Raw genomic sequence first — 20,637 nt, forward strand, 5'->3', positions numbered from 1 at the left:
AGATAGGCAGCATTTGGCTCCACGCAAATGCCGAAAACCGCGAAAGAAAACTTGGCGCTTTCCTTGCACACCATTACATTCGCTCTTGTGAGCACCAAGACAAAGCCCCTTTTTATCGAAGGCAGTTCTCTCCTGCCAAAACCTTTCCTGGACTGGTTTCAGGCCAAGGGATGGTCGCCGCGCGCGCATCAGCTGGAATTGCTGGAGGAAGCACAAGCCGGCCGTTCGACCCTGCTCATCGCGCCGACAGGTGCGGGCAAGACGCTGGCGGGTTTTCTTCCGGCGCTGGTCGATCTGGCGACACGCGGCAAAAGCAACAATGCCAGCCGTGGCATTCACACGCTCTACATCTCGCCGCTCAAGGCGCTGGCCGTCGACATCGAGCGCAATCTGGCCCGGCCCATCGAGGAGATCGGGCTTGATATCACCATCGAAACCCGCACCGGCGATACCCCCGCCTACAAGCGGCAACGCCAGAAGCTTGTTCCGCCGGATATCCTCCTGACCACACCGGAACAGCTCGCCCTTTTGATTGCCAACAAGGATGCCGGGCGGTTTTTCGCAGATTTGCGCTATGTCATCTTTGACGAGCTGCATTCGCTGGTGACGTCCAAGCGCGGACACCTGCTGTCGCTGGGATTGGCACGGCTGCGCAAGGTGCAGCCCGGTGTGCAGACCATCGGGCTTTCCGCAACCGTTGCCGATCCGGATGCCCTGCGGCGCTGGTTGCTGCCGCAATTGGAAGGCAGGCCCATGGCCAGCCTCGTCAAGGTCGAAGGCGGTGCCAAACCGCATATCACCATTCTTGAAACATCCGACCGCATTCCCTGGGCCGGCCACTCCGCCGTTTATGCCCTGCCGGGCATCTATGAAGCGATCAAACGGCACCAGACAACGCTGATTTTCGTCAATACCCGCAGTCAGGCGGAGCGCCTGTTCCATGATCTGTGGATGGCGAACGATGACAATCTGCCGATTGCGCTGCATCACGGCTCGCTCGATGTCAGCAAGCGGCGCAAGGTCGAGCAGGCGATGGCCAGCAATGCGCTGCGTGCAGTCGTTGCCACCTCGACGCTTGATCTGGGCATCGACTGGGGTGATGTCGATCTCGTCATCCATGTGGGTGCGCCGAAGGGGGCGAGCCGGCTGGCGCAGCGCATCGGCCGTTCCAACCACCGGATGGACGAACCCTCGCGCGCCATCCTGGTTCCGGCCAACCGATTCGAGGTGATGGAGTGCCAGGCGGCGCTCGATGCCAATTATCTCGGTGCCCAGGATACGCCGCCGCTCGGCGAGGGTTCGCTGGATGTGCTGGCTCAGCATATTCTCGGCATGGCCTGCGCTGAACCGTTTCATGCGGATGCGCTTTTCGAGGAGATAACCACGGCCCTGCCCTATGCGGGCTTGCCGCGTGAAACGTTTCACCGGATTGTCGATTTCGTCGCCACCGGCGGTTATGCCCTGAAAAGCTATGAACGTTTCGCCAAAATCCGCCAGACCGCCGATGGGACATGGCGTGTAACGCACCCGCGCATTGCCCAGCAATACCGGCTGAATGTCGGCACCATTATCGAGGCGCCCAGTCTCAATGTGCGGCTCACTCGCCAGCGCGGCAAGGGTGGCAATGCGCGTGGCGGCCCGGTGCTCGGCAAGGTGGAGGAGTCGTTTCTCGAAGCCCTTTCGCCGGGCGATACGTTCTTCTTTTCCGGGCGCGTGCTGCGTTTTGAAGGCATTCGCGAGAATGAATGCCTTGTTTCCAATGCCGAAGGGTTCGACGCCAAAATTCCTGCCTATGCCGGCGGAAAATTCCCGCTGACCACCTATCTCGCCGATCAGGTGCGCGCCATGCTGGCCGATCCGGATCGCTGGGGTGCCCTGCCCGATCAGGTCAGCGACTGGCTGAGAATCCAGAAGGAGAAATCGGTGCTGCCTGATCCCGGCAGCCTGCTGGTCGAAACCTTCCCGCGCGGTGAACGCTATTACATGGTGATCTATCCCTTTGAGGGACGGCTGGCGCATCAGACCCTTGGCATGCTGCTGACGCGGCGGCTGGAGCGGGCCAAGGCGCGGCCCCTCGGCTTTGTCGCCACGGATTATGCGCTGTCGATCTGGGGCCTGCGCGACATGGGCCGTATGTTCCGGAAGGGTGAACTGCCGCTTTCCGAATTTTTCGATGAAGACATGCTGGGCGATGATCTCGAGGCATGGCTGTCGGAAAGCTGGATGCTGAAGCGCACGTTCCGCAATTGCGCGCTGATCTCCGGCCTTGTCGAGAAGCGGCATCCGGGGCAGGAAAAAACCGGGCGGCAGGTAACCGTCTCGACCGATCTCATCTATGACGTCCTGCGCACGCATGAACCCGACCACATTCTCATCCAGGCCACGCGCGCCGATGCCGCCACCGGGCTTCTCGACATTCGCCGCCTTGCCGATATGCTGGCACGAATCAAGGGTCACATCATCCACAAGGAGCTCGACCGGATATCGCCGCTCGCCGTTCCCGTGATGATGGAAATCGGCAAGGAGCGTGTTCCGGGCGAAGCCCACGAAACGCTGCTCGAAGAGATTGCCGACGAACTGACCCGCGAGATGATGGAACGGACATGAATCTGGCGGTTCACACGACACGGACAATGCTGCACGGCGCGGTCGAGACCGATATTGCCGGCCATGCAGCTATATGTGACCCGTCCGGTGCGCTTTATCTGGAGGCCGATCGCATCCTGATCGTCTCAGACCTGCATTTCGAAAAGGGCTCGTCTTTCGCCCGGCGCGGCATGCTGCTGCCGCCCTATGATACCGCCTCCACATTGAAGGCACTGGCGGCAAGCATTGCCCGGTATCAACCGGCCTGTGTCATCAGCCTTGGCGACAGTTTTCACGATGGCGATGCCGCCGCGCGCCTGCCCGCCATCTATGCCGAGCAACTGGCGACATTGATGCATGGCCGTGACTGGATCTGGATCACGGGCAATCACGATCCGGAGCATCCGGCCGATCTTCCCGGAGAGACCTATGCGGAACTGGCTTTCGGGGCGCTGGTGTTCCGCCACGAACCTTCAAAAATCGCATCGCGGGGTGAAATCGCCGGGCATCTGCATCCGGCGGCAAAGGTGGTAAGGCGCGGCCAGGCGGTGCAGCGGCGCTGTTTCGTCACCGACCACACCCGCATGATCATGCCGGCGTTCGGCGCCTATACCGGCGGGCTCAACATTCTTGGCCGGGCCTTCCATGGCCTGTTCGACAGCAACAGCCTCAAGGCCTATATGCTCGGCCATGCCAGGGTTTACCCCATGCTGCGCAAGACGCTGTATCCTTGAGATATCTGCATGACTGTTCTTGCGGTCGGTAAGGAAATTCCTTACATATGGGCCATGCGAAGGAGTAACTCATGATCACCAGCAAAATGACGAGTAAAGCTCAGACGACCATACCGCAGGCGGTACGTGTGGCGCTGAAACTGAATCCAGGCGATGAAATTGCCTATCGGATTGAAGAGGGGCGGGTCATCCTCATGCGAGTGGAAGCCGGTACCCAAGGCGATGATCCCTTTGCAACATTCGTGGAGTGGGACAGCCCTGCCGATAGAAAAGCCTATGCTGACCTTTAAGTCCGGCGATATCGTCCGCGTACCGTTTCCTTACACGGACCGCAACACGCGCCAGCACCGGCCTGCGCTTGTCATCTCGGACGGCGCCGTGGGTGAAGATGCCAACCTTCTTTGGGTGCTGATGATTACCAGTGCTGAAAATAAATCCTGGACGGGAGATGTTTCCATTCCCCGTCATGCGGAAACTGGTCTTCCGGTCGCCTCCGTCATCCGGCCGCTTAAGATTGCGACCATTGAAGCGGCTCATGCGGACAAGCTGGGACAGGTTGCAACGGAAACACTGGATGATGTCAGGCGTGTGGTTGCCTCAGTCCTGAGCAAATAGCAATTCTGTCAGTTCTCCATTCAAATCGGCAGCCTGCCATCTTCCTTCAATGTGTCCAGCACGATGGCGGTCTTGACGTTCTGTACGGACTCGTGCGGCAGCAGCACGTCGTTGACGAAGGACGAGAGCGCCCGCAAATCTGGTGTGACCACCTTGATGAAATAATCCATCTCACCCGTCAGTGCATGGGCTTCCATGACTTCCGGCAGCTTTGAAATGAGGTCGGAAAAGCGGCGGGCATTGTCCCTGTTATGGGTGGCAAGTGTGACAGAGATGATGTTGACGATGCCGAGACCCAGTTTTTCGCGATCGATTTCCGCCCTGTAGCCGCGAATGAATCCCTCCTCCTCCAGCCGGGAGCGGCGGCGCGAGCATTGCGAGGCGGACAGGTTGATCCGCTCGGAAAGCTCGTTGTTTGTGAGTCGTCCATCCTCCTGCAGCGAAGACAGTATTTTGCGGTCAAACGCATCAAGTTGCTCCACTCATGCTCTCCTTAGTAGTTATATGCACGAAATGTGCGCATTATGCCTCTGCGGAGCGCTGAAATGCAAACACTTTGCATGCCATTTGCGCGATAATGCGGATAATCAGAGGAGGATGCCATGGGCCCATTTCCGCACGACGCACCGGTCGCTACGATCAGCAAGGAAAATCCTGCCGGGACGGATGGTTTCGAGTTTGTCGAGTTCTCGCATCCGGAGCCGGAAAAGCTGGAAGAGCTCTTCACCCGCATGGGCTACAAGCCCGTTGCCCGGCATCGCACCAAGAACATAACGTTGTGGCGTCAGGGCGACATCAACTACATCCTCAATGCTGAACCCAATTCCCATGCGACGAAATTCGTCGGTGAGCATGGCCCGTGTGCGCCATCCATGGCCTGGCGCGTGGTGGATGCCAAGCATGCCTTCGATCATGCTGTTGCCAAGGGTGCGACACCCTATACCGGCGATGACAAGACCATCGATGTTCCCGCCATTGTCGGTATCGGCGGATCGATGCTCTATTTCATCGAAAAGTATGGCGAGAAAGGCTCGGTCTATGAGGACGAGTTCGAGTGGCTGGGCGAACGCGACCCGAAACCGCAAGGCGTCGGCTTCTATTATCTCGATCACCTGACCCATAACGTCTATCGCGGCAACATGGACAAGTGGTGGGCGTTCTACCGGGAACTGTTCGGCTTCAAGCAAATTCACTTCTTCGACATCGCCGGCAAGCTGACGGGCCTCGTTTCCCGTGCCATCACCTCCCCCTGCGGCAAGATCCGCATTCCGTTGAACGAATCGACGGATGACAAGAGCCAGATCGAGGAATATCTGCGCAAGTACAAGGGCGAAGGCATCCAGCACATCGCCGTCGGGACGGAAGCCATCTACGACGCGACGGACAAGCTCGCGGACAACGGACTCAAATTCATGCCCGGCCCGCCCGAGACCTATTACGACATGTCGCATGAGCGTGTGCATGGCCACGATGAACCGATCGAGCGGATGAAGAAGCACGGCATTCTCATCGACGGCGAAGGCGTGATCGATGGCGGCATGACAAAAATCCTGCTGCAGATTTTCTCCAAGACCGTTATCGGCCCGATCTTCTTCGAATTCATCCAGCGCAAGGGCGATGAAGGCTTTGGCGAGGGCAATTTCCGCGCTCTGTTCGAGTCGATCGAAGAAGACCAGATCCGCCGTGGCGTGATCAAGGTCGCTGCTGCGGAATAACGCACAACGGAGCGGGCTATAAATCGGGTTGGTTGTGCATTATATTGAGTGCATGATGACTGCAGCTTTTGTAGCCCCTATCGTTCCCGCTGATTTCCCCGAGCTGAAACTGCTCGCGTGGAACAGGGATGCTGCGCGTCCAATTCCAGCGGAAGAAGCGTTTGAGCTCTACGAGCGCAACTGGCGCTTTGTCGATGCCGAGCACCTGACCACCCGTGAAGCCAAACTCATTCGGGAGCTGACGCGGGTTTTCGGTAATGGTGTATTGCTGATTTCCTGACTTTTCCATCCATGGCGGTTCCTGCATAGTGCAGGACGGAAAAATGTGATCGGAAAGTCATGCGGGAACTCATGAGGCAGGAACATCGCGTCATCGTTGAAGCGCTTGGGCTGATGGATCACGCGTTCCTGTCTGCCAATCATTGCTGGTTTGGTGGTGGCACGGCGATCGTTCTCAAGCTTGGCGAATACCGGCAATCGCTTGATGTCGATTTTCTCTGCTCCGACGCGGATGGATACCGTGAGTTGCGTTCAGCTGCAGTGGAGAAGGGAATCCGGGCGTTTTTTCCGGAACCGGTTGAATCCTTGCGCAGCTTCAAGATTGACCAGTATGGCCTGCGGGCTGCCTTGCTGTTGCACGGTCAGACCATCAAGTTTGAAATTATCCGCGAGGCGCGCATCGATGTGCAGGGCCATTTCGATGAGCAGATCGGCATCCCCACGCTTGTTGTCGCGGACATGTTCGCCGAAAAGCTTCTGGCGAACGCGGATCGCTGCCACGACCGGTCGATTGCCTATCGTGATGCGATTGATCTTGGAATGTTGGTTCGACGTTATGGATCTATTCCCGATGCAGCTGTCCAAAAGACCGTAAAGGCCTATGGTCAGGACATCGAACGCAAACTTGTGTGGGTTATAAACCGACTGCAGGACGACAAGGAACTGCGCCATGCCGCTGATGTTCTGAACATGAGCATAGAGGACGCTTTTGAGGGGATCGCGGCTCTGAAAATCGACGTCGCTCGCATCTGGCCGGAAGGCCGTGTAGAAGCCGAATAGGCGTTGTCTCTAACGCTTGCCGATCAATGCGGCGGCCTTGCTGCGGATTTCGGCAAGTTCTGCTGCCGACACGCTGCCCTTGTGCATTGCGCGTCGAACGCGCCAGTCGAGACTCTTGACCTGATCGGCAAGGACGGCGCCCGGTCGATCACCTGCGATCAGCACTTCGAACGGATACTTCTTGATCTGCGTGGTCATGGGGCAGCACAGCATGAGGCCGGTCTTGCCGTTATAACTGGCGGGGCTGAGCACGACGGCGGGGCGATGTCCGGCCTGTTCATGACCGGCTTGCGGATTGAAATGCAGCCACACGATGTCACCGGCATCGGGGATATAGGCCGGCATCAAAAGGATTCCTTGCCGACAGCAGTGCCAAAGTCGGCCTCGGAATGCATGTTCTCGGATGTGACGCCCTCGATCAGCTGATCCAGGTCATACTCGGTCTGACGGACCGGCTCGATGATGATCAGGCCATCTTCTTCACGCACATCAACCACCGTGTCGAGTTGCAGCCGCGCTGCAATCATGACAGCGGCCGGGATGCGCACCGAAGCACTGTTCCCCCATTTCTTCACGGTCACACGCATAGTCAACTCCTTGTATCATCATTGTCGATACAATGATGAGTTCCGCTTGATGTGTCAACAATGTCTATACGTCAGGTTTCGCTTTATCCGGATGTGCTGCTGCGAACGCCTTGAGTTTTTCGCAGCGACCGGAGATGGCATTGACCCGTTTCAACCCTGAGATATCAGCACCCCAGCGGCGGGCATTGTAGACCTGCGGCACAAGACAGAAATCGGCCATGCCCGGCTTGTCGCCATGGCAGAACTTGCCGGTATCCGGATTGTCGAGGAGCCGTTCGAAGGCTTCCAGTCCTTGCGCGATGAACTTCTGCATCCAGGCGCCGCGCGCTGCATCGCCGCCCCCGGTGATCTCCATGACATGTGCGGTCACGCCCATATTGCAGACCGGGTGAATATCCATGGCAATGGCATAGGACAGCGCCCGCACGCGTTGCCTGCCTGCCGGATCGGGGGGCAGAAACGCGGCATCGGGGTAAATCTCATCGAGATATTCGATGATGGCCAAAGACTGTGTCATCATCCTGCCGTCCATGGCCAGCGTCGGAACGAGGCCTTGCGGGTTGCGGCTCAGATTGTCCGGTTGTTTGTGCTCGCCCTTCAGCAGATTAACCGGCACGGTTTCATAGTTCAGCTTGAGGCTTTGCAGGGCAATCCGCACCCGGTAGCTTGCCGACGAGCGCCAATAATCAAAGAGGACGAGCCCGTTCATCACTCGGCGTCCGTTTGATAGCGTGTCACCTGCTGCTCGATGGCGCCGAACACGGAATGACCGGCATTGTCCTTCATTTCAATGCGCACGGTGTCGCCGAACTGCATGAATGCCGTCTTCGGCGCGCCGTGATTGATCGTCTCGATCATGCGGATTTCCGCGATGCAGGAATAACCCGCCCCGCCCTCCGCGACGGGTTTGCCAGCTCCGCCATCCAGCTTGTTGGAAACGGTGCCGGAACCGATGATCGTACCCGCCGACAGCGGGCGGGTTTTGGCCGCATGGGCAATGAGAACCGGGAAATCAAAGGTCATGTCGACACCGGCATTCGCCCGGCCGAACGGCTTGCCATTGTAGTCGACACTGAGCGGCAGATGCACCTTGCCGCCGTCCCACGCCTCGCCCAGTTCATCCGGCGTGACTGCAACCGGCGAGAAAGCCGAAGACGGTTTCGACTGGAAGAAACCGAAACCCTTGGCGAGTTCCGCCGGGATCAGCCCGCGCAGGCTGACATCGTTGACCAGCATGATGAGGCGGATGGCGCTGCGCGCCTGATCGGGCGTCGCACCCATAGGCACATCGTCGACGACGACGGCCACTTCGCCTTCCATGTCGATGCCATAGGCTTCATCCGCCATGACGATCGGCGCGCGGGGGCTGAGAAAACTGTCGGAGCCCCCCTGATACATCAAAGGATCGGTCCAGAAACTCTCCGGCATCTCCGCCCCGCGGGCCTTGCGCACCAGTTCGACATGGTTGACGTAGGCGGATCCGTCCGCCCACTGGAAGGCACGCGGCAATGGCGACAGCGCCTCATGTTCGTGAAAGCGCTCGGAAGGGACAGCCCCGTGGTCGAGGCTTTCGGCCAGCGCTTCCAGATGCGGGGCAATGCGCGCCCAGTTGTCGAGCGCGGATTGCAAAGTGGGCGTGAGAAACGACGCATCGGTGAAACGGGTCAGATCCCTGGATACGATGACGAGCCTGCCGTCCCGTGTTCCGTTGTTCAAAGATGCAAGTTTCATTCGAACCAGTCTCCTTCGGGTGTGCCGTTGAACCGCTTCTTCAGGTCCGTCCAGCAATCGGCATAATTGTCCTGCAGCGAGTCCAGTTCCGCCGCAAACCGCGTGAGATGCTGCGGGAAACGGGTTTCGAACATAAAGGCCAGGGTATTCTCCAGCTTGTGCGGTTTCAGTTCCACAGTCGATGCCTTGTTGAAGCCCATCGTATCCGGCCCGTGCGGCAGCATCATGTTGTGCAGGCTCATGCCTCCCGGAACAAAGCCCTCCTCCTTGGCGTCGTACTGACCATAAACCAATCCCATGAATTCCGACATGATGTTGCGATGGTACCAGGGCGGGCGGAAGCTGTGTTCGGCAACCAGCCAGCGCGGCGGGAAGATGACGAAATCCACATTGGCGGTGCCTTCCTCGCCGGATGGCGCGGTCAGTACCGTAAAGATCGACGGATCGGGATGGTCGAAGAGGATGGCGCCTACCGGCGAAAAGGTGCGCAGGTCGTACTTATACGGCGCGTAATTGCCATGCCATGCCACCACATCAAGCGGGGAATGGCCGAGATCCGTCCGATAGAACTTGCCGCACCATTTCACATGCAGGCGGCACGCGGTTTCCTTGTCCTCATAGGCGGCGACCGGCGTCTTGAAATCACGTGGGTTGGCGAGGCAATTGGCGCCGATCGGTCCGCGATCCGGCAGCGCGAATTTCGCACCGTAGTTTTCGCAGATATAGCCGCGGGCTTCGCCGTCAAGGGCAGTAACCTTGAACACCATGCCGCGCGGGATGATGCAGATTTCCGAGGGCTCGATCTCGATGATGCCCATCTCGGTGAATACCCGCAGACGACCCTTTTCCGGTACGAGCAGCATTTCACCGTCGGCATTGAAGAAGTAGTCATCCTCCATGTCGCGGTTGAACGCATAGACATGGGCGGCCATGCCGGTCTGGCCGTGCACGTCGCCGGCCGTCGTCATGGTACGGATGCCGTCGATGAAATTCACCGGCTCCTGCGGCATGGGTGTCGGGTTCCAGCGCAGCTGGCCGATGGGCAGTTCGTGATCGTCGAGATTGGGTGCGGTCTTCCAGTCCTTGCGCGACGTGGGCGTGAAACGTCCCGAATGTTTGACCGACGGCCGGATGCGGTAAAGCCAGGAGCGTTCATTGATGCCGCGCGGCGCGGTGAAGGGCGAGCCGGACAGCTGTTCCGCGTAGAGACCATAGGCACAGCGCTGCGGCGAGTTCTGCCCCTGCGGCAGCGCGCCAGGGAGCGATTCGGTTTCAAAGTCATTGCCGAAGCCCGGCATGTAGTGAAGGGTCATGATCAATCCTCCCGATCTATTTAGTTGCATTTGTGACGATCTTTTTTGTAACTATCAACGGCAAAGGAGATCAAATGACTGGGAAACAGAACGAGGCGGCGATGCCGCCGCTGGTGCTGGAGGATTTCATTCCCTACCGGCTGAACAAGGCAGCGGAGGCGATCAGCCAGCGCTTTGCCAGCCAGTACCGCGATGAATATGGCCTGACGCGGCCGGAATGGCGCACGCTGGCAACGCTCGGCCAGTTCGGGGCGCTGTCGGCGACGGCCATTGGTGCACATTCATCCATGCACAAGACAAAGGTCAGCCGGGCGGTGTTTTCACTGGAGCAGCGCCATTGGCTCAAGCGCAAGCGCGATGACGCCGACCGCCGCACGGAACATCTGGAACTGACGCCGGCGGGACGCAAGGCGTATCAGCATCTGGCGACGATGGCGCACGACTATGAGACCGAGCTGTTTGCCAGGCTCGGCGAACGCGGCGCCAAAGAACTGAAGGCGGGGTTGGCGGCGCTGGAAGCCTACTACCGGCAGGGCCGGTAGCAGCAGGTTGCAGGCCGATCAGAATGGCATGTCGACCCGCGGCCAGATTTCGCGGGACAATTTCCGGTAGTCGGTCTTCTTCGGGTTTGACGGATAGGGCGCGCCCGCATCGATATAGATGATCTCGGCTGCGACCGGCTCGAAACCCGCATGGAAATGGTTGGTCGACTTGACCAGCAGGATATCCTTGGCAACGGGTTCGATGCCAAGATTGGAAAAAATGTCGGGCTCAAATGTCTGGGTGCGATTGGTATTGAGGATGACCTCGATATCGGTGCCTTCGAGACGAATGACGGCGGCCGGTCCAAGGGTGACCCGGCTTTTGCCAAAACTCTGCCAGCCTTCCTGCACGGCCTTCACGACTTCTACCCGGGCATCCAGCGGTGCGCCGCCATCCGGCCCCGCCTTGCCGCCGAAGCGCAACTGAATCCGTGCGCCCTCGCCGGCGGCGAGACAGAACGTGACGGCAATCGGATCCCAGATCGTTGCCACCGCCACGTTATCGATGCCGCGTTCGATGATGCGGCGCAGGATCAGCGTGCCGTCACCGGCAACACCGCCGCCCGGATTGTCCCAGACATCGGCGACAACCACCGGCTTTCCGGTCTTCTTTGCAGCCAGAGCCACAGCTTTATCGAGCCCGGCTTCCGTATCGAGCATCGGCATGGCGGTGCGGCCGCGCATGCCGAAAATTTCCATGCCGAGGGATTCAGCCAACGCCTCGCCACGCGGTGCATCATTGTCGGTGACGACCATGACCTGTGTGCCGAGTTCCGGCACGTCGCCCGCCATGAAGCCGTGGATCAGCGAGATGGAGAGAATGTTGTTCTTGCCCTGCAAGGCTTGAATACGGTCGACGAAGGAACGCATCGGTTCGCGGCTGGTCGGGAAAACACCGATCATGCGGCAATCGAAGGTGGAGATGACCGGCTTGATCTCGCCGCGCAGCGTGCGCAGCGCGAGATCGACCACGTGCTCGCCACGCTCGTAGAAATCCGTATGCGGGAATTCAAGGAAGGCAGCAAGAATGTTGGAATTCTCCACGCGTTTGCGTGTCAGATGGCTGTGCGGATCAAGTTCCGACGCAATGAGCACGTCAGGGCCGACAATCGCGCGGATGCGCTCGAGCAGATCGCCTTCGCAATCATCATAGCCCTGGGCGACCATGGCCCCGTGCAGGCCAAGAATAACCGCGTCGACAGGCAAGGTCGCTTGCAGTTGGCCGAGAATTTCGTCGCGCAGTTCCTCGTAAGCCCGCTGCTGCAAAAGCCCGCCGGGTTCGGCCCAGGTCGCGGTGCCCTCGATGAGTTCAAAGCCCTCCTCCCGTGCGCGGCGGCGCAGAACCACCATGGGCGCCGAGCACAGCGTCGGTGTTTCCGGATGTTCGCCGGGACCCGCATAGAAGGCCATTTCAAAACTGGCGCGGTCGGTTGGAACCGGCGAAAACGTGTTGGTTTCCGTCGCGAAGGAGGCGGTGAAGATGCGCATGGAAATGCCTGTTCTTTATGTATCAGAGGGGCTTATAGGCAATGGCTTCGATTTCGATCTTGATGTCGATCATCAGGCGCGATTCAATCGTGGTACGGGCTGGCGGGTTCTGCGGAAAATAGGTCGCGTAGGTCTTGTTGAAGGCGGCGAACTCGCGCGCATCTTCGAGAATGACGAAGGTCTTCACCACGTCGGACAGATCTGCGCCGGCGAGCGCGAGTGCCGCCTTGATGTTCTCCATCACCTGCTTTGTCTGTGCTTCGATGCCGCCTGTGATGACGGTGCCATCGGCGCCGACCGGGACCTGGCCGGAAATGTAGATGAAATCCCCGGCGCGGACGGCCGGTGAGAGCGGCACATGCGATGATCCGAAATGTTGTTTTGTCATGATGTTCAATTCCCTGACTTGGTTACTTGACGGCGCCGATGGAAAGCCCGCGCACCAGATAGCGCTGCAGCCACGCAAAGAGAATGGCGACCGGAACGGATGCCACAAATGCCGCAGCCATGACGTAGTGCCAGTCGACCGTATAGCGGCCAGCTACAAGCGACAGCACGCGGATCGGCAGGGTGTAGTTCTCTTCCTTGCGCAGCATGGTAAGCGCGATGACGAACTCGTTCCAGGCATTGATGAAGGTGAAGATGGCGGTGACGACCATTGCCGGGACGGCGAGCGGCAGGAAGACGCTGCGCAGCGTGCGCCAGCGGTTTGCCCCTTCCATCCATGCGGCTTCTTCGAGATCGCGTGGAATAGTGGAGAAATAGCTCTGCAGCATCCACACGCAGAAGGCGATGTTGAAGCCGGTGTAGATGATGACAAGCACATTCAGATTGTCGATCATCCCGGCATTGGCCACGAGCCGGAACAGGCCGATGACCAGCACGATGGGCGACAACATCTGCGAGACGAGCAGAAATTGCCGGTAGGCGTTGCGGCCGGCAAACTGGTAGCGACTGAGGGCATAGGCGGCGGGAATGGAGACGACGATGGTCAGCAGGGTCGACAGCGTCGACACGTAGAGCGAATTGGCGAGCGCCGACGCAATGCCGGAGGTCTGCCACATCTCCGAAAAGTTCTGCCAGTGCAGCTCTTCCGGCCACCAGGTTGGGTTGAGCACTTCCGTTGCCGATTTGAGCGAGGTGATCGTCATGACGACATAGGGAAAGAGGATCACCACGACGATCGGCGACAGGAACAGCCAGAACAGGAGGGAGCGTTTGAGCTTGCTGTTCATCATGCCTTCTCCTCACGCATGGCCAGCCGCACATAGATGAGCGTGAAGACCAGAAGGATGGCGAACATGATCAGCGAGATCGCCGCCGCCTCGCCGAGGCGCCCCAGGCGGAAGCCGAGCTCGTAGAGATAGGTCACGAGAATATGGGTTGAATTGGCAGGCCCGCCCTGCGTGGTCACCCAGATGATCGGGAAGGAGTTAAAGACGTAGATCGTGTTGAGCACGAACGCGATGTTGATGAAGGGCCGCAACAGGGGAAGCGTGATCAGGCGGAACTGGTCCCAGCGTCCTGCCCCTTCCGTGGCCGCCGCCTCATAGAGATCATCGGGAACCGACGACAGTCCGCCGAGGAAAATGGTGACTGTAAACGGCACCGAGACGAGAATGCCGATCAGGATCTGCATCGGAAAGGCGGTGGATGCCTCGGCCAGCCACTGGATATTGCTGCCGATCAGGCCGAGATCGCGCAGCGCCGAATTCAGCATGCCGCTTTCGCCGTTGAGAGCCCAACGCCAGACCACGGCGGTCATGGTCAGCGAGATCGCCCAGGGCAGCATGATGAGGATGCGGGCAATGCCGCGCCCGTAGAAATCCTCGTTGAGAATCAGCGCGATGGGGACCGATACGATCAGCGTGCCAAGCACGACGCAAACGGTCCAGACCAGCGTGCGCCAGGTGGCGGCGATGAAATCCGGATCGGCGAACAGCACGCGGAAATGCTCAAGCCCGACGAATTCGCGCAGCATGCCGAAACGGTTCACGTCGTGCAGCGACAGCGAGACGATTTCCTTCAGCGGCCAGAGGATGATGGCGGCTGCCAGAATGAAGCTGGGCAGGATGAGAAAATAGGGGGCCGTTGCCCGTTGCATAAGCGTGCGTTCCTTGACCGGAGAATATGGGACCGGAGAATATGGCGTCTGAAGGACGGGGCGGGAGAGCGGCTGGCGCCACTCTCCCGCGGCCGGCTTATTTCAGCGTCGCGTTGATCTTGGCAGCCGCTTCCTTCAGCGTTGCCTCGGCCTCGCCCTGGCCAAGATAGATCTTCTGCACGGCATTGGACGTTGTCTTGGCGATGTCCTCCCAGCCCGGAATGACCGGTGCAAACCGGGCATTCGGCAGCAGCGAGGTGAAGACCTTCAGATCGGCATTGTCGGCGAAATAAGGGTCCTTCGCTTCTTCCGCGTTGACCGGCAGGAAGCCTTCGATCTTGTCGAACTTGGTGCGCTGTTCCTTGGTGAAGATGAAATCAAGGAACTTCCAGGCCGCTTCCTTGTTCTTGGAATTCTCGAACAGGACGATCGAGTCGGTCACACCATAGGTGCCCTTGTCGCCGCCAGGACCCGCCGGGATGGGCGCCACGCCATAATTGAGCTTCGGCGCTTCGGTCTTGATCTGACCGGAGAGGAACGGTGCGGTGATGACCGTTGCCACCTTGCCCTGCTTGAACAGGTTCTGCACGTCTTCGCGCGAATAGGAGGTCACGCCCGGCTGGGTCAGACCCTCATCGATGAAGCTCTTGTAAAGCTTGGCGGTGTCGATGGCCGCCTTCGAATCGAGGCCGGATTTGCCGCCCTTGACGATTTCGCCGCCATTCGACCACATGCCGTAGTAGAAATAGACGTCCGTCTCGATTTCCTTGCCCTGCAGGCCGAAACCATAGGTCTCGCCGCCGAGCTTCTTGATCTTTTCCGCGTCGGTCTTGAAGTCGGCCCACGTCGCAGGCGGCGCGCTGATGCCGGCCTTGGCGAAAATGTCCTTGTTGTAGTACATCGCCCGCGCCGAGGCGGCGACCGGCAGGCCGTAGACCTTGCCGTTCATGACCGACGGCGTCAGGAACGTGTCGATAAAGCGGGCCTTGAAGTCCGGTTTGATGTGCTCATCAAGCGGCGCAACGATGCCTTCCGACACATAGTCGAGCAGCCAGCGCGTGCCGATGATGGAAAGATCGGCATTGGCGCCGGCCGAAATATCGGTGGTCAGCTTCTGCTGCAGGCTGTCCCACGGCACAACCTCGATCTGGATTTTGACATCGGGATTGGCGGCTTCAAACGCCTTGGCCGCTTCCTGGAAATAAGGGCCCGTGCCCTTGCTGTATTCGGCGATCGTGACACGCACGGTGCTTGCGGCAAAGGCGCTGCTGCTGAAGGCAACGATGCTTGCTCCGGCAAGAAGGCATAGTTTCTGTTTGAACGTCATTGTCATTCCCCTTGTTTTCGCCGCAGTCACACGGCGTTTGTTTGTGTCCGCGAACCGTCTTCGGCGGGTAGGCTCCTTCGCCTCCCGCAAGCCGTTTCTTCCAACCAGCCTCTCTATCTTCAAATGTAATTTAATTTCATGCAAGCGAATTTTGCATCGGTTTGATGTATTTTTATGTTGCTTTTTTTCACGCATCGCCATTAGCTGGGCAACAGGCGGTAGAATCCGCGAGAGATTGTCCGCAGAAGCGGGCCAATGATACGGGAACAGATGAACGCGCAATGACCTCACCCAATTTGCATGATTTCTATGGACTAAAAGGCAGGCAGGTGCTGATCACCGGTGCCGGAGGCGGTATCGGCCGGGCATTGATTGCAGCCTTCACCGCTGCGGGGGCCGTCGTTTCGGGCGCCGACAGGACGGACGCGGCATTGGAAAACCTGCCCCTCGCCCATCGTCTTGTGTTTGAACTCACGGACCGCGCCGGCATCGCAAAGGCCGTCGGTGACTTCATCGGCGAAAACGGTGCGCCTGACGTGCTGGTCAATAATGCCGGCTTCACCCGCGGCGAAACACTGGATCAGGTGGATGGCGACGTCTGGGATCGCGAGATTGCGGTCAACCTGAATGGTGCCTTTCATGTGACGGCGCCGGTCGTCGATGCCATGGCCAGACGCGGCAGCGGCAATGTGGTGTTCATATCCTCGGTCAATGGCCTCTCGCATTTCGGCAACCCGGCCTATTCGGCTGCCAAGGCTGGTCTGATCTCCTATGTGAAGGCGCTGGCCGTGGAGCGTGGACGGTATGGCATCCGTGCCAATGCGGTCTGCCCCGGCTCGGTGCGCACACCTGCATGGGATCATCGCCTCGCCGGTCAGCCGGAACTCCTGGCGAAAGTCTTGCCGCACTATCCGCTCGGGCGCATGGTGACACCGGAAGAAGTGGCACATGCCGCCCTGTTTCTGGCTTCCTCGGCAGCATCTGGAATAACAGGCACGGCGCTGGCCGTGGATGCCGGGTTGACGTCAGGCAATCTGCGCTTCATCAACGACGTTCTTGCGGGAGAAGACTGACATGGCCGGACTTCAGATCAAACAACTCGTCAAATCCTATGGAGCCATGAGCGTTCTGCATGGTATCGATCTTGAGGTACGTGACGGCGAGTTCCTCGTTCTCATCGGCCCTTCCGGCTGCGGCAAGTCCACGCTTCTGCGCATGATTGCCGGTCTCGACGATATTTCTTCGGGGGAGCTATGGATCGGCGATCGCCTGACCAATGGCCTCGCGCCGCAGCAGCGCAATATTTCAATGGTTTTCCAGAGCTATGCGCTGTTCCCGCATATGACGACGCGCAAGAATATCGGCTTTGGCCCGAAAATCCGGCGCGAGGCCGGAAGCGTTATCGATGCCAAGGTGAACAAGGCAGCGGAAACGCTCAACCTGCACAACTATCTCGACCGCCTGCCGCGCCAGCTTTCGGGCGGCCAGCGCCAGCGCGTTGCCATGGGCCGGACCATCGTGCGGGAACCCGACCTGTTCCTGTTCGATGAACCGCTGTCCAATCTGGATGCCAAGCTGCGCGTACAGATGCGCACGGAAATCAAGGCGCTGCATCAGCAGCTCAAGACAACCATCGTCTATGTGACGCACGACCAGATCGAGGCCATGACCATGGCGGACCGGATCGTGGTGATGAATGGCGGCCGCATCGAACAGATCGGCTCGCCGCTCGAGCTGTATGACCAGCCCGCCAACAAGTTCGTCGCCGGTTTCCTTGGCTCGCCCGCCATGAGCTTCATTCCCGGGACGCTGGAGCGGGGTGACGGGATGGTACGCATGCGGACATCGGATGGTTTCGCGATCCCGGTTGGCGATACGACGGCCGCTTCCGGTCAGCCGATTGAGGTGGGCATCCGTCCGGAACATTACCGCCTGGCGGCCAGCGGTCAGGGTTTCCCTTATAAAGTTGCCGTGATCGAGCCGACCGGCTCGGAAACGCATCTTTTCGGCACGATTGCCGGCGTGGATGTGCGCGCGGTGTTTCGTGATCGCATTGCGCCGGAACCGGGCAGCCAGATGATGCTGACGGTCGATCCCGGCAAGGTGCACGTCTTCGACGGGAAAACCGGAAACCGGATCTGATATGGCTTCGCCGCTTTTTGACATCGTTGCCCGGTTGCGTGAGATCGCCGAGAATGGCCAGCGCTCCGATCAAAGAGTGGCTGCCGCCGTTCTGGCGGATGCAGATTTTGCCACCCATGCTTCCATCGAAAAGCTGGCGGAAAAGGCCGGGGTCAGCGAGCCGACGATTACCCGTTTCTGCCGCTCGCTCGGCTTTGAAGGCACCCGTGATTTCAAGGTGGGGCTTGCCCAGTCCCTGGCGGTTGCCGGGCGGTTCATTTCGGTCAATGCCGCCGATGGTTCGGCGAGCCATGGCATTCCGTCCATCATAGCAACCAGTGCCGTCAGCGCGATTGAAACGGTGACCAATCTCATCGACCGGGCAAGTCTCGACCGCGCTGCGGCTATCGTTGCCGGTGCCGGCATGGTTCGTGCCTACGGGTCGGGCGGTGCCTCGTCGATGGCCGCGACCGAGCTCGAAAACCGGTTATTCCGGTTGGGTCTTCCAGCCTCCTCCCATATCGACGGCGAAATGCAGCAGATGACCGCCGCTACCAGCAACAGGGATACGGTCATCGTCGCTTATTCCCTGTCCGGCGAGGTCAAGCCGGTCATCGACGCGGTGACCATCGCCGGGCGCTACGGGGCAAAGACAATTGCCTTCACGGCCGCCAAGTCGTCCTTGGCGGCCGCGGCGCAACTGGTCTTGCCTTTTCACATCGAAGAAGGCACGAATGTCTACCGGCCCTCACCCGCCCGCTATGCCCTGCTTGCCCTCACCGATATGCTGGCCATGAGCGTGGCGGAAAAAATCGGCGCGCCCGCAGTGGAACGCATGCGCCGGATCAAGAATCTTCAGGGCATGCAAAAGAGCGATGCACCCAACCTTCCGCTTGGAGACTGAGAATTGAAACTGTCCGACCTTGATACGCCTGCCGTCCTGATCGATGTGGACCGGGCCGATGCCAACCTGCAGCGCTTCCAGGCCTATGCCGATGCGCATGGGCTGCGCGTGCGCCCGCATATCAAGACGCACAAGCTGCCGCGTTTTGCCAAACGGCAGGTGGAACTTGGCGCTGTCGGCATCACCTGCCAGAAGCTGGGCGAGGCCGAAGTGATGGCCGATGCCGGTTTGACCGACATTTTCATTCCCTACAATATTATCGGCAAAGCCAAGCTCGAGCGGCTCGTTGCCCTGCACGGACGCATCAAGCTTGCGGTGACGGCGGACAGCGCCGCAACCGTCAGCGGTCTTGCCGCGGCCTTTGCCGGTTCGGCGAAGCCGCTCGAGGTTCTGGTGGAATGCGATACGGGCATGGGCCGCTGCGGTGTGCAGACGCCCGATGACGCGGTTGCGCTGGCGAAGGTGATCGACGCCGCCGACGGTCTTCGCTTTGCCGGTTTCATGACCTATCCGAAGGCGGGTGGCGTGCTGGAGAACCAGGCATGGCTGGCAACGGCAAAGCAGAAAGCGGTCGATGCGGGACTTGATCCGCGCATCATCTCCAACGGCGGTTCGCCCGATATGTGGCGCGCTCACGAGGTGACGGCGGCCACCGAACATCGGCCCGGCACGTATATCTATATGGACCGGTTTCAGGTGGCAAAGAATGCCGGCACCTGGGACGATTGCGCCCTCACCGTTCTGGCAACCGTGGTCAGCCGCCCGACGGACAATCGTGCGGTCATCGATGCCGGCTCAAAATCGCTGTCGAGCGATACGTTCGGCATGGAAGGGTTCGGGCGGATTGTCGAATTTCCCGATGCGGTGATCACCTCGCTCAGCGAGGAGCACGGGACGATCGACGTGTCGGCGTGTAAATCCAAGCCGCAGATCGGCGACCGGATCCGGATCATTCCCAATCACGCCTGCGTGGTCTCCAATCTGTTCGACAGCGTGGTGCTGATATCAGGCGACGCTGTCGTCGACATTGCCCCCGTCGCCGCGCGGGGCCGGGTCGGTTAGTTTCCGTAGATGGCCGCGCGCATTTTCCGCTGCGCGTCGGACATTGCCTGCCCCTTGGCGTTGACCTGATCGAGCAGGATGTTCAACTGCGCCTGGATGGTGGGATCCGACACTTCGAACATCGAGCCGGAGATGGTGATCTTGTCCTTGTTCTGATCGACGAAATCGACAACCTTCAGGAGGATGTCGAAGGTCTCGCTCGTGGCCGGAAAGATTTCCTTGTAGGTGTTGGCGAGATTGCTCACGGTCTTTTCATAGGCCTTGTCAAAGACGGGCTTGAGGTCTTCCGGCTGCTTCAGCGCCGCATGGGCCCTGTCGGCGACGCTCTGTTCTTCATCCATGGTCGTGCGCAGCGTGCTGAGGCCGGCATAGGCGGCCTTGATGTCATCCTTGCGGTTCATGGCATCATCAATGGAGGTGATTGCACCTTTGGTGGCAAGGGCTTCCATGGGTTTGCTGATCTTTTCATTCATCGCCGCATGAAAATCGGTGATGATCTTGTATTGTGCTGCATAACTGCCAAGAGACTTGGTTTCTTCCGTGGTCAATTGCGGGACGCTCACGCCCTTCTTGTCGACGATGCGCGTCTGCAGAAAGTCGATGAATGCCTTGCGCTGGGTGGCCTCGTTGTCCGAACAGGCGGAGATCGACAAGGCCATGAACACGGTCATCACAGCCGCAATGGCAAAACGGAATCCTGGCATTTTGTTATTTTCCTTTTCTTCTTCACGTCCGCTCAGGCAAGCGGC

24 protein-coding genes are annotated in these 20,637 nt (G+C 59.3%); 12 read left to right on the top strand and 12 right to left on the bottom strand.

What is annotated here, in order from left to right:
• Positions 1–87 precede the first annotated feature (87 nt).
• From ACIQWS_RS16745 to ACIQWS_RS16760, 4 genes are all read left to right on the top strand, one after another.
• Positions 88–2,607: a ligase-associated DNA damage response DEXH box helicase gene (locus ACIQWS_RS16745; protein ID WP_403181671.1), complete on the top strand. Its 2,520-nt coding sequence runs from the start codon at positions 88–90 to the stop codon at positions 2,605–2,607.
• Between the two features lie 26 nt (positions 2,608–2,633).
• Positions 2,634–3,320, top strand: a complete 687-nt coding sequence (gene pdeM, locus ACIQWS_RS16750; protein ID WP_346307591.1) for a ligase-associated DNA damage response endonuclease PdeM — start codon at positions 2,634–2,636, stop codon at positions 3,318–3,320.
• 71 nt (positions 3,321–3,391) lie between these two features.
• Entirely contained in the window at positions 3,392–3,610 is a 219-nt protein-coding gene (locus ACIQWS_RS16755; protein WP_346307580.1) for a type II toxin-antitoxin system PrlF family antitoxin, read from the top strand.
• Positions 3,597–3,935, top strand: coding sequence for a type II toxin-antitoxin system PemK/MazF family toxin (locus ACIQWS_RS16760; RefSeq protein ID WP_346307581.1), 339 nt, complete (start codon positions 3,597–3,599; stop codon positions 3,933–3,935). Before ACIQWS_RS16755 ends, ACIQWS_RS16760 begins: the two co-directional genes overlap by 14 nt.
• 20 nt (positions 3,936–3,955) lie before the next feature.
• Here ACIQWS_RS16760 and ACIQWS_RS16765 read toward each other — a convergent pair whose 3' ends face one another.
• Positions 3,956–4,417, bottom strand: coding sequence for an Lrp/AsnC family transcriptional regulator (locus ACIQWS_RS16765; protein WP_346307582.1), 462 nt, complete (start codon positions 4,415–4,417; stop codon positions 3,956–3,958).
• Positions 4,418–4,537: 120 nt separating this feature from the next.
• Between ACIQWS_RS16765 and hppD the strand changes: the two genes are divergently transcribed.
• From hppD to ACIQWS_RS16780, 3 genes are all read left to right on the top strand, one after another.
• Entirely contained in the window at positions 4,538–5,650 is a 1,113-nt protein-coding gene (hppD, locus tag ACIQWS_RS16770) for a 4-hydroxyphenylpyruvate dioxygenase (protein WP_346307583.1), read from the top strand.
• A gap of 55 nt (positions 5,651–5,705) precedes the next feature.
• The gene (locus tag ACIQWS_RS16775) at positions 5,706–5,930 is read left to right on the top strand and encodes a hypothetical protein (RefSeq protein WP_403181678.1); all 225 of its coding nucleotides are present in this window, start codon (positions 5,706–5,708) and stop codon (positions 5,928–5,930) included.
• A 113-nt stretch (positions 5,931–6,043) separates the two neighbouring features.
• Entirely contained in the window at positions 6,044–6,709 is a 666-nt protein-coding gene (locus tag ACIQWS_RS16780) for a nucleotidyl transferase AbiEii/AbiGii toxin family protein (RefSeq protein ID WP_403181682.1), read from the top strand.
• 9 nt (positions 6,710–6,718) lie between these two features.
• Here the strand turns inward: ACIQWS_RS16780 and mazF are convergent, their stop codons facing one another.
• From mazF to hmgA, 5 genes are all read right to left on the bottom strand, one after another.
• Positions 6,719–7,054 (bottom strand): endoribonuclease MazF, encoded by a 336-nt coding sequence (gene mazF, locus ACIQWS_RS16785; protein ID WP_403181685.1) that lies wholly within the window; start codon positions 7,052–7,054, stop codon positions 6,719–6,721.
• Complete coding sequence (locus ACIQWS_RS16790; RefSeq protein ID WP_403181689.1) at positions 7,054–7,296, bottom strand: AbrB/MazE/SpoVT family DNA-binding domain-containing protein; 243 nt, start codon at positions 7,294–7,296, stop codon at positions 7,054–7,056. The genes mazF and ACIQWS_RS16790 overlap by 1 nt, the downstream gene beginning before the upstream one ends.
• Before the next feature lie 64 nt (positions 7,297–7,360).
• Entirely contained in the window at positions 7,361–8,005 is a 645-nt protein-coding gene (maiA, locus tag ACIQWS_RS16795) for a maleylacetoacetate isomerase (RefSeq protein WP_403181692.1), read from the bottom strand.
• A complete protein-coding gene (locus ACIQWS_RS16800; protein WP_403181695.1) occupies positions 8,005–9,027 on the bottom strand; it encodes a fumarylacetoacetate hydrolase family protein in 1,023 nt (340 codons plus the stop codon). The genes maiA and ACIQWS_RS16800 overlap by 1 nt, the downstream gene beginning before the upstream one ends.
• Entirely contained in the window at positions 9,024–10,340 is a 1,317-nt protein-coding gene (gene hmgA / locus ACIQWS_RS16805; protein WP_403181698.1) for a homogentisate 1,2-dioxygenase, read from the bottom strand. Before hmgA ends, ACIQWS_RS16800 begins: the two co-directional genes overlap by 4 nt.
• Before the next feature lie 74 nt (positions 10,341–10,414).
• Between hmgA and ACIQWS_RS16810 the strand changes: the two genes are divergently transcribed.
• The gene (locus tag ACIQWS_RS16810; protein WP_403181701.1) at positions 10,415–10,882 is read left to right on the top strand and encodes a MarR family winged helix-turn-helix transcriptional regulator; all 468 of its coding nucleotides are present in this window, start codon (positions 10,415–10,417) and stop codon (positions 10,880–10,882) included.
• Positions 10,883–10,900: 18 nt separating this feature from the next.
• On the opposite strand, the gene ACIQWS_RS16815 is transcribed toward ACIQWS_RS16810, so the two are convergent.
• The 5 genes from ACIQWS_RS16815 to ACIQWS_RS16835 all read right to left on the bottom strand — a co-directional run bounded on the left by ACIQWS_RS16815 (position 10,901) and on the right by ACIQWS_RS16835 (position 15,801).
• A complete protein-coding gene (locus ACIQWS_RS16815) occupies positions 10,901–12,370 on the bottom strand; it encodes a M81 family metallopeptidase (RefSeq protein WP_403181704.1) in 1,470 nt (489 codons plus the stop codon).
• A gap of 22 nt (positions 12,371–12,392) precedes the next feature.
• Positions 12,393–12,761 carry a RidA family protein gene (locus ACIQWS_RS16820; RefSeq protein WP_403182539.1) on the bottom strand — a complete coding sequence of 123 codons (369 nt, stop codon included), beginning with the start codon at positions 12,759–12,761 and terminating at the stop codon, positions 12,393–12,395.
• Between the two features lie 19 nt (positions 12,762–12,780).
• Complete coding sequence (locus tag ACIQWS_RS16825; RefSeq protein WP_288192171.1) at positions 12,781–13,608, bottom strand: carbohydrate ABC transporter permease; 828 nt, start codon at positions 13,606–13,608, stop codon at positions 12,781–12,783.
• Entirely contained in the window at positions 13,605–14,474 is an 870-nt protein-coding gene (locus ACIQWS_RS16830) for a carbohydrate ABC transporter permease (protein ID WP_403181708.1), read from the bottom strand. The genes ACIQWS_RS16825 and ACIQWS_RS16830 overlap by 4 nt, the downstream gene beginning before the upstream one ends.
• Positions 14,475–14,571: 97 nt before the next feature.
• Positions 14,572–15,801: an ABC transporter substrate-binding protein gene (locus ACIQWS_RS16835; protein WP_403181714.1), complete on the bottom strand. Its 1,230-nt coding sequence runs from the start codon at positions 15,799–15,801 to the stop codon at positions 14,572–14,574.
• 281 nt (positions 15,802–16,082) lie between these two features.
• Between ACIQWS_RS16835 and ACIQWS_RS16840 the strand changes: the two genes are divergently transcribed.
• Genes ACIQWS_RS16840 through ACIQWS_RS16855 form a run of 4 tightly spaced genes read left to right on the top strand, consistent with a single transcriptional unit; the run spans position 16,083 to position 19,888 of the window.
• On the top strand, positions 16,083–16,874 hold the full coding sequence (locus ACIQWS_RS16840) for an SDR family oxidoreductase (RefSeq protein WP_346306184.1): 792 nt from the start codon (positions 16,083–16,085) through the stop codon (positions 16,872–16,874).
• A gap of 1 nt (position 16,875) precedes the next feature.
• On the top strand, positions 16,876–17,943 hold the full coding sequence (locus tag ACIQWS_RS16845) for a sn-glycerol-3-phosphate ABC transporter ATP-binding protein UgpC (protein WP_346306185.1): 1,068 nt from the start codon (positions 16,876–16,878) through the stop codon (positions 17,941–17,943).
• Between the two features lies 1 nt (position 17,944).
• A complete protein-coding gene (locus ACIQWS_RS16850; RefSeq protein ID WP_346306186.1) occupies positions 17,945–18,826 on the top strand; it encodes a MurR/RpiR family transcriptional regulator in 882 nt (293 codons plus the stop codon).
• Between the two features lie 3 nt (positions 18,827–18,829).
• Positions 18,830–19,888: a D-TA family PLP-dependent enzyme gene (locus ACIQWS_RS16855; RefSeq protein WP_346306187.1), complete on the top strand. Its 1,059-nt coding sequence runs from the start codon at positions 18,830–18,832 to the stop codon at positions 19,886–19,888.
• On the opposite strand, the gene ACIQWS_RS16860 is transcribed toward ACIQWS_RS16855, so the two are convergent.
• Complete coding sequence (locus ACIQWS_RS16860; protein ID WP_346306188.1) at positions 19,885–20,592, bottom strand: DUF3053 family protein; 708 nt, start codon at positions 20,590–20,592, stop codon at positions 19,885–19,887. The genes ACIQWS_RS16855 and ACIQWS_RS16860 overlap by 4 nt on opposite strands.
• Positions 20,593–20,637: the final 45 nt, after the last annotated feature.

The organism is Phyllobacterium sp. NPDC097923 (assembly GCF_044760925.1).
GTDB lineage: Bacteria > Pseudomonadota > Alphaproteobacteria > Rhizobiales > Rhizobiaceae > Phyllobacterium > Phyllobacterium calauticae.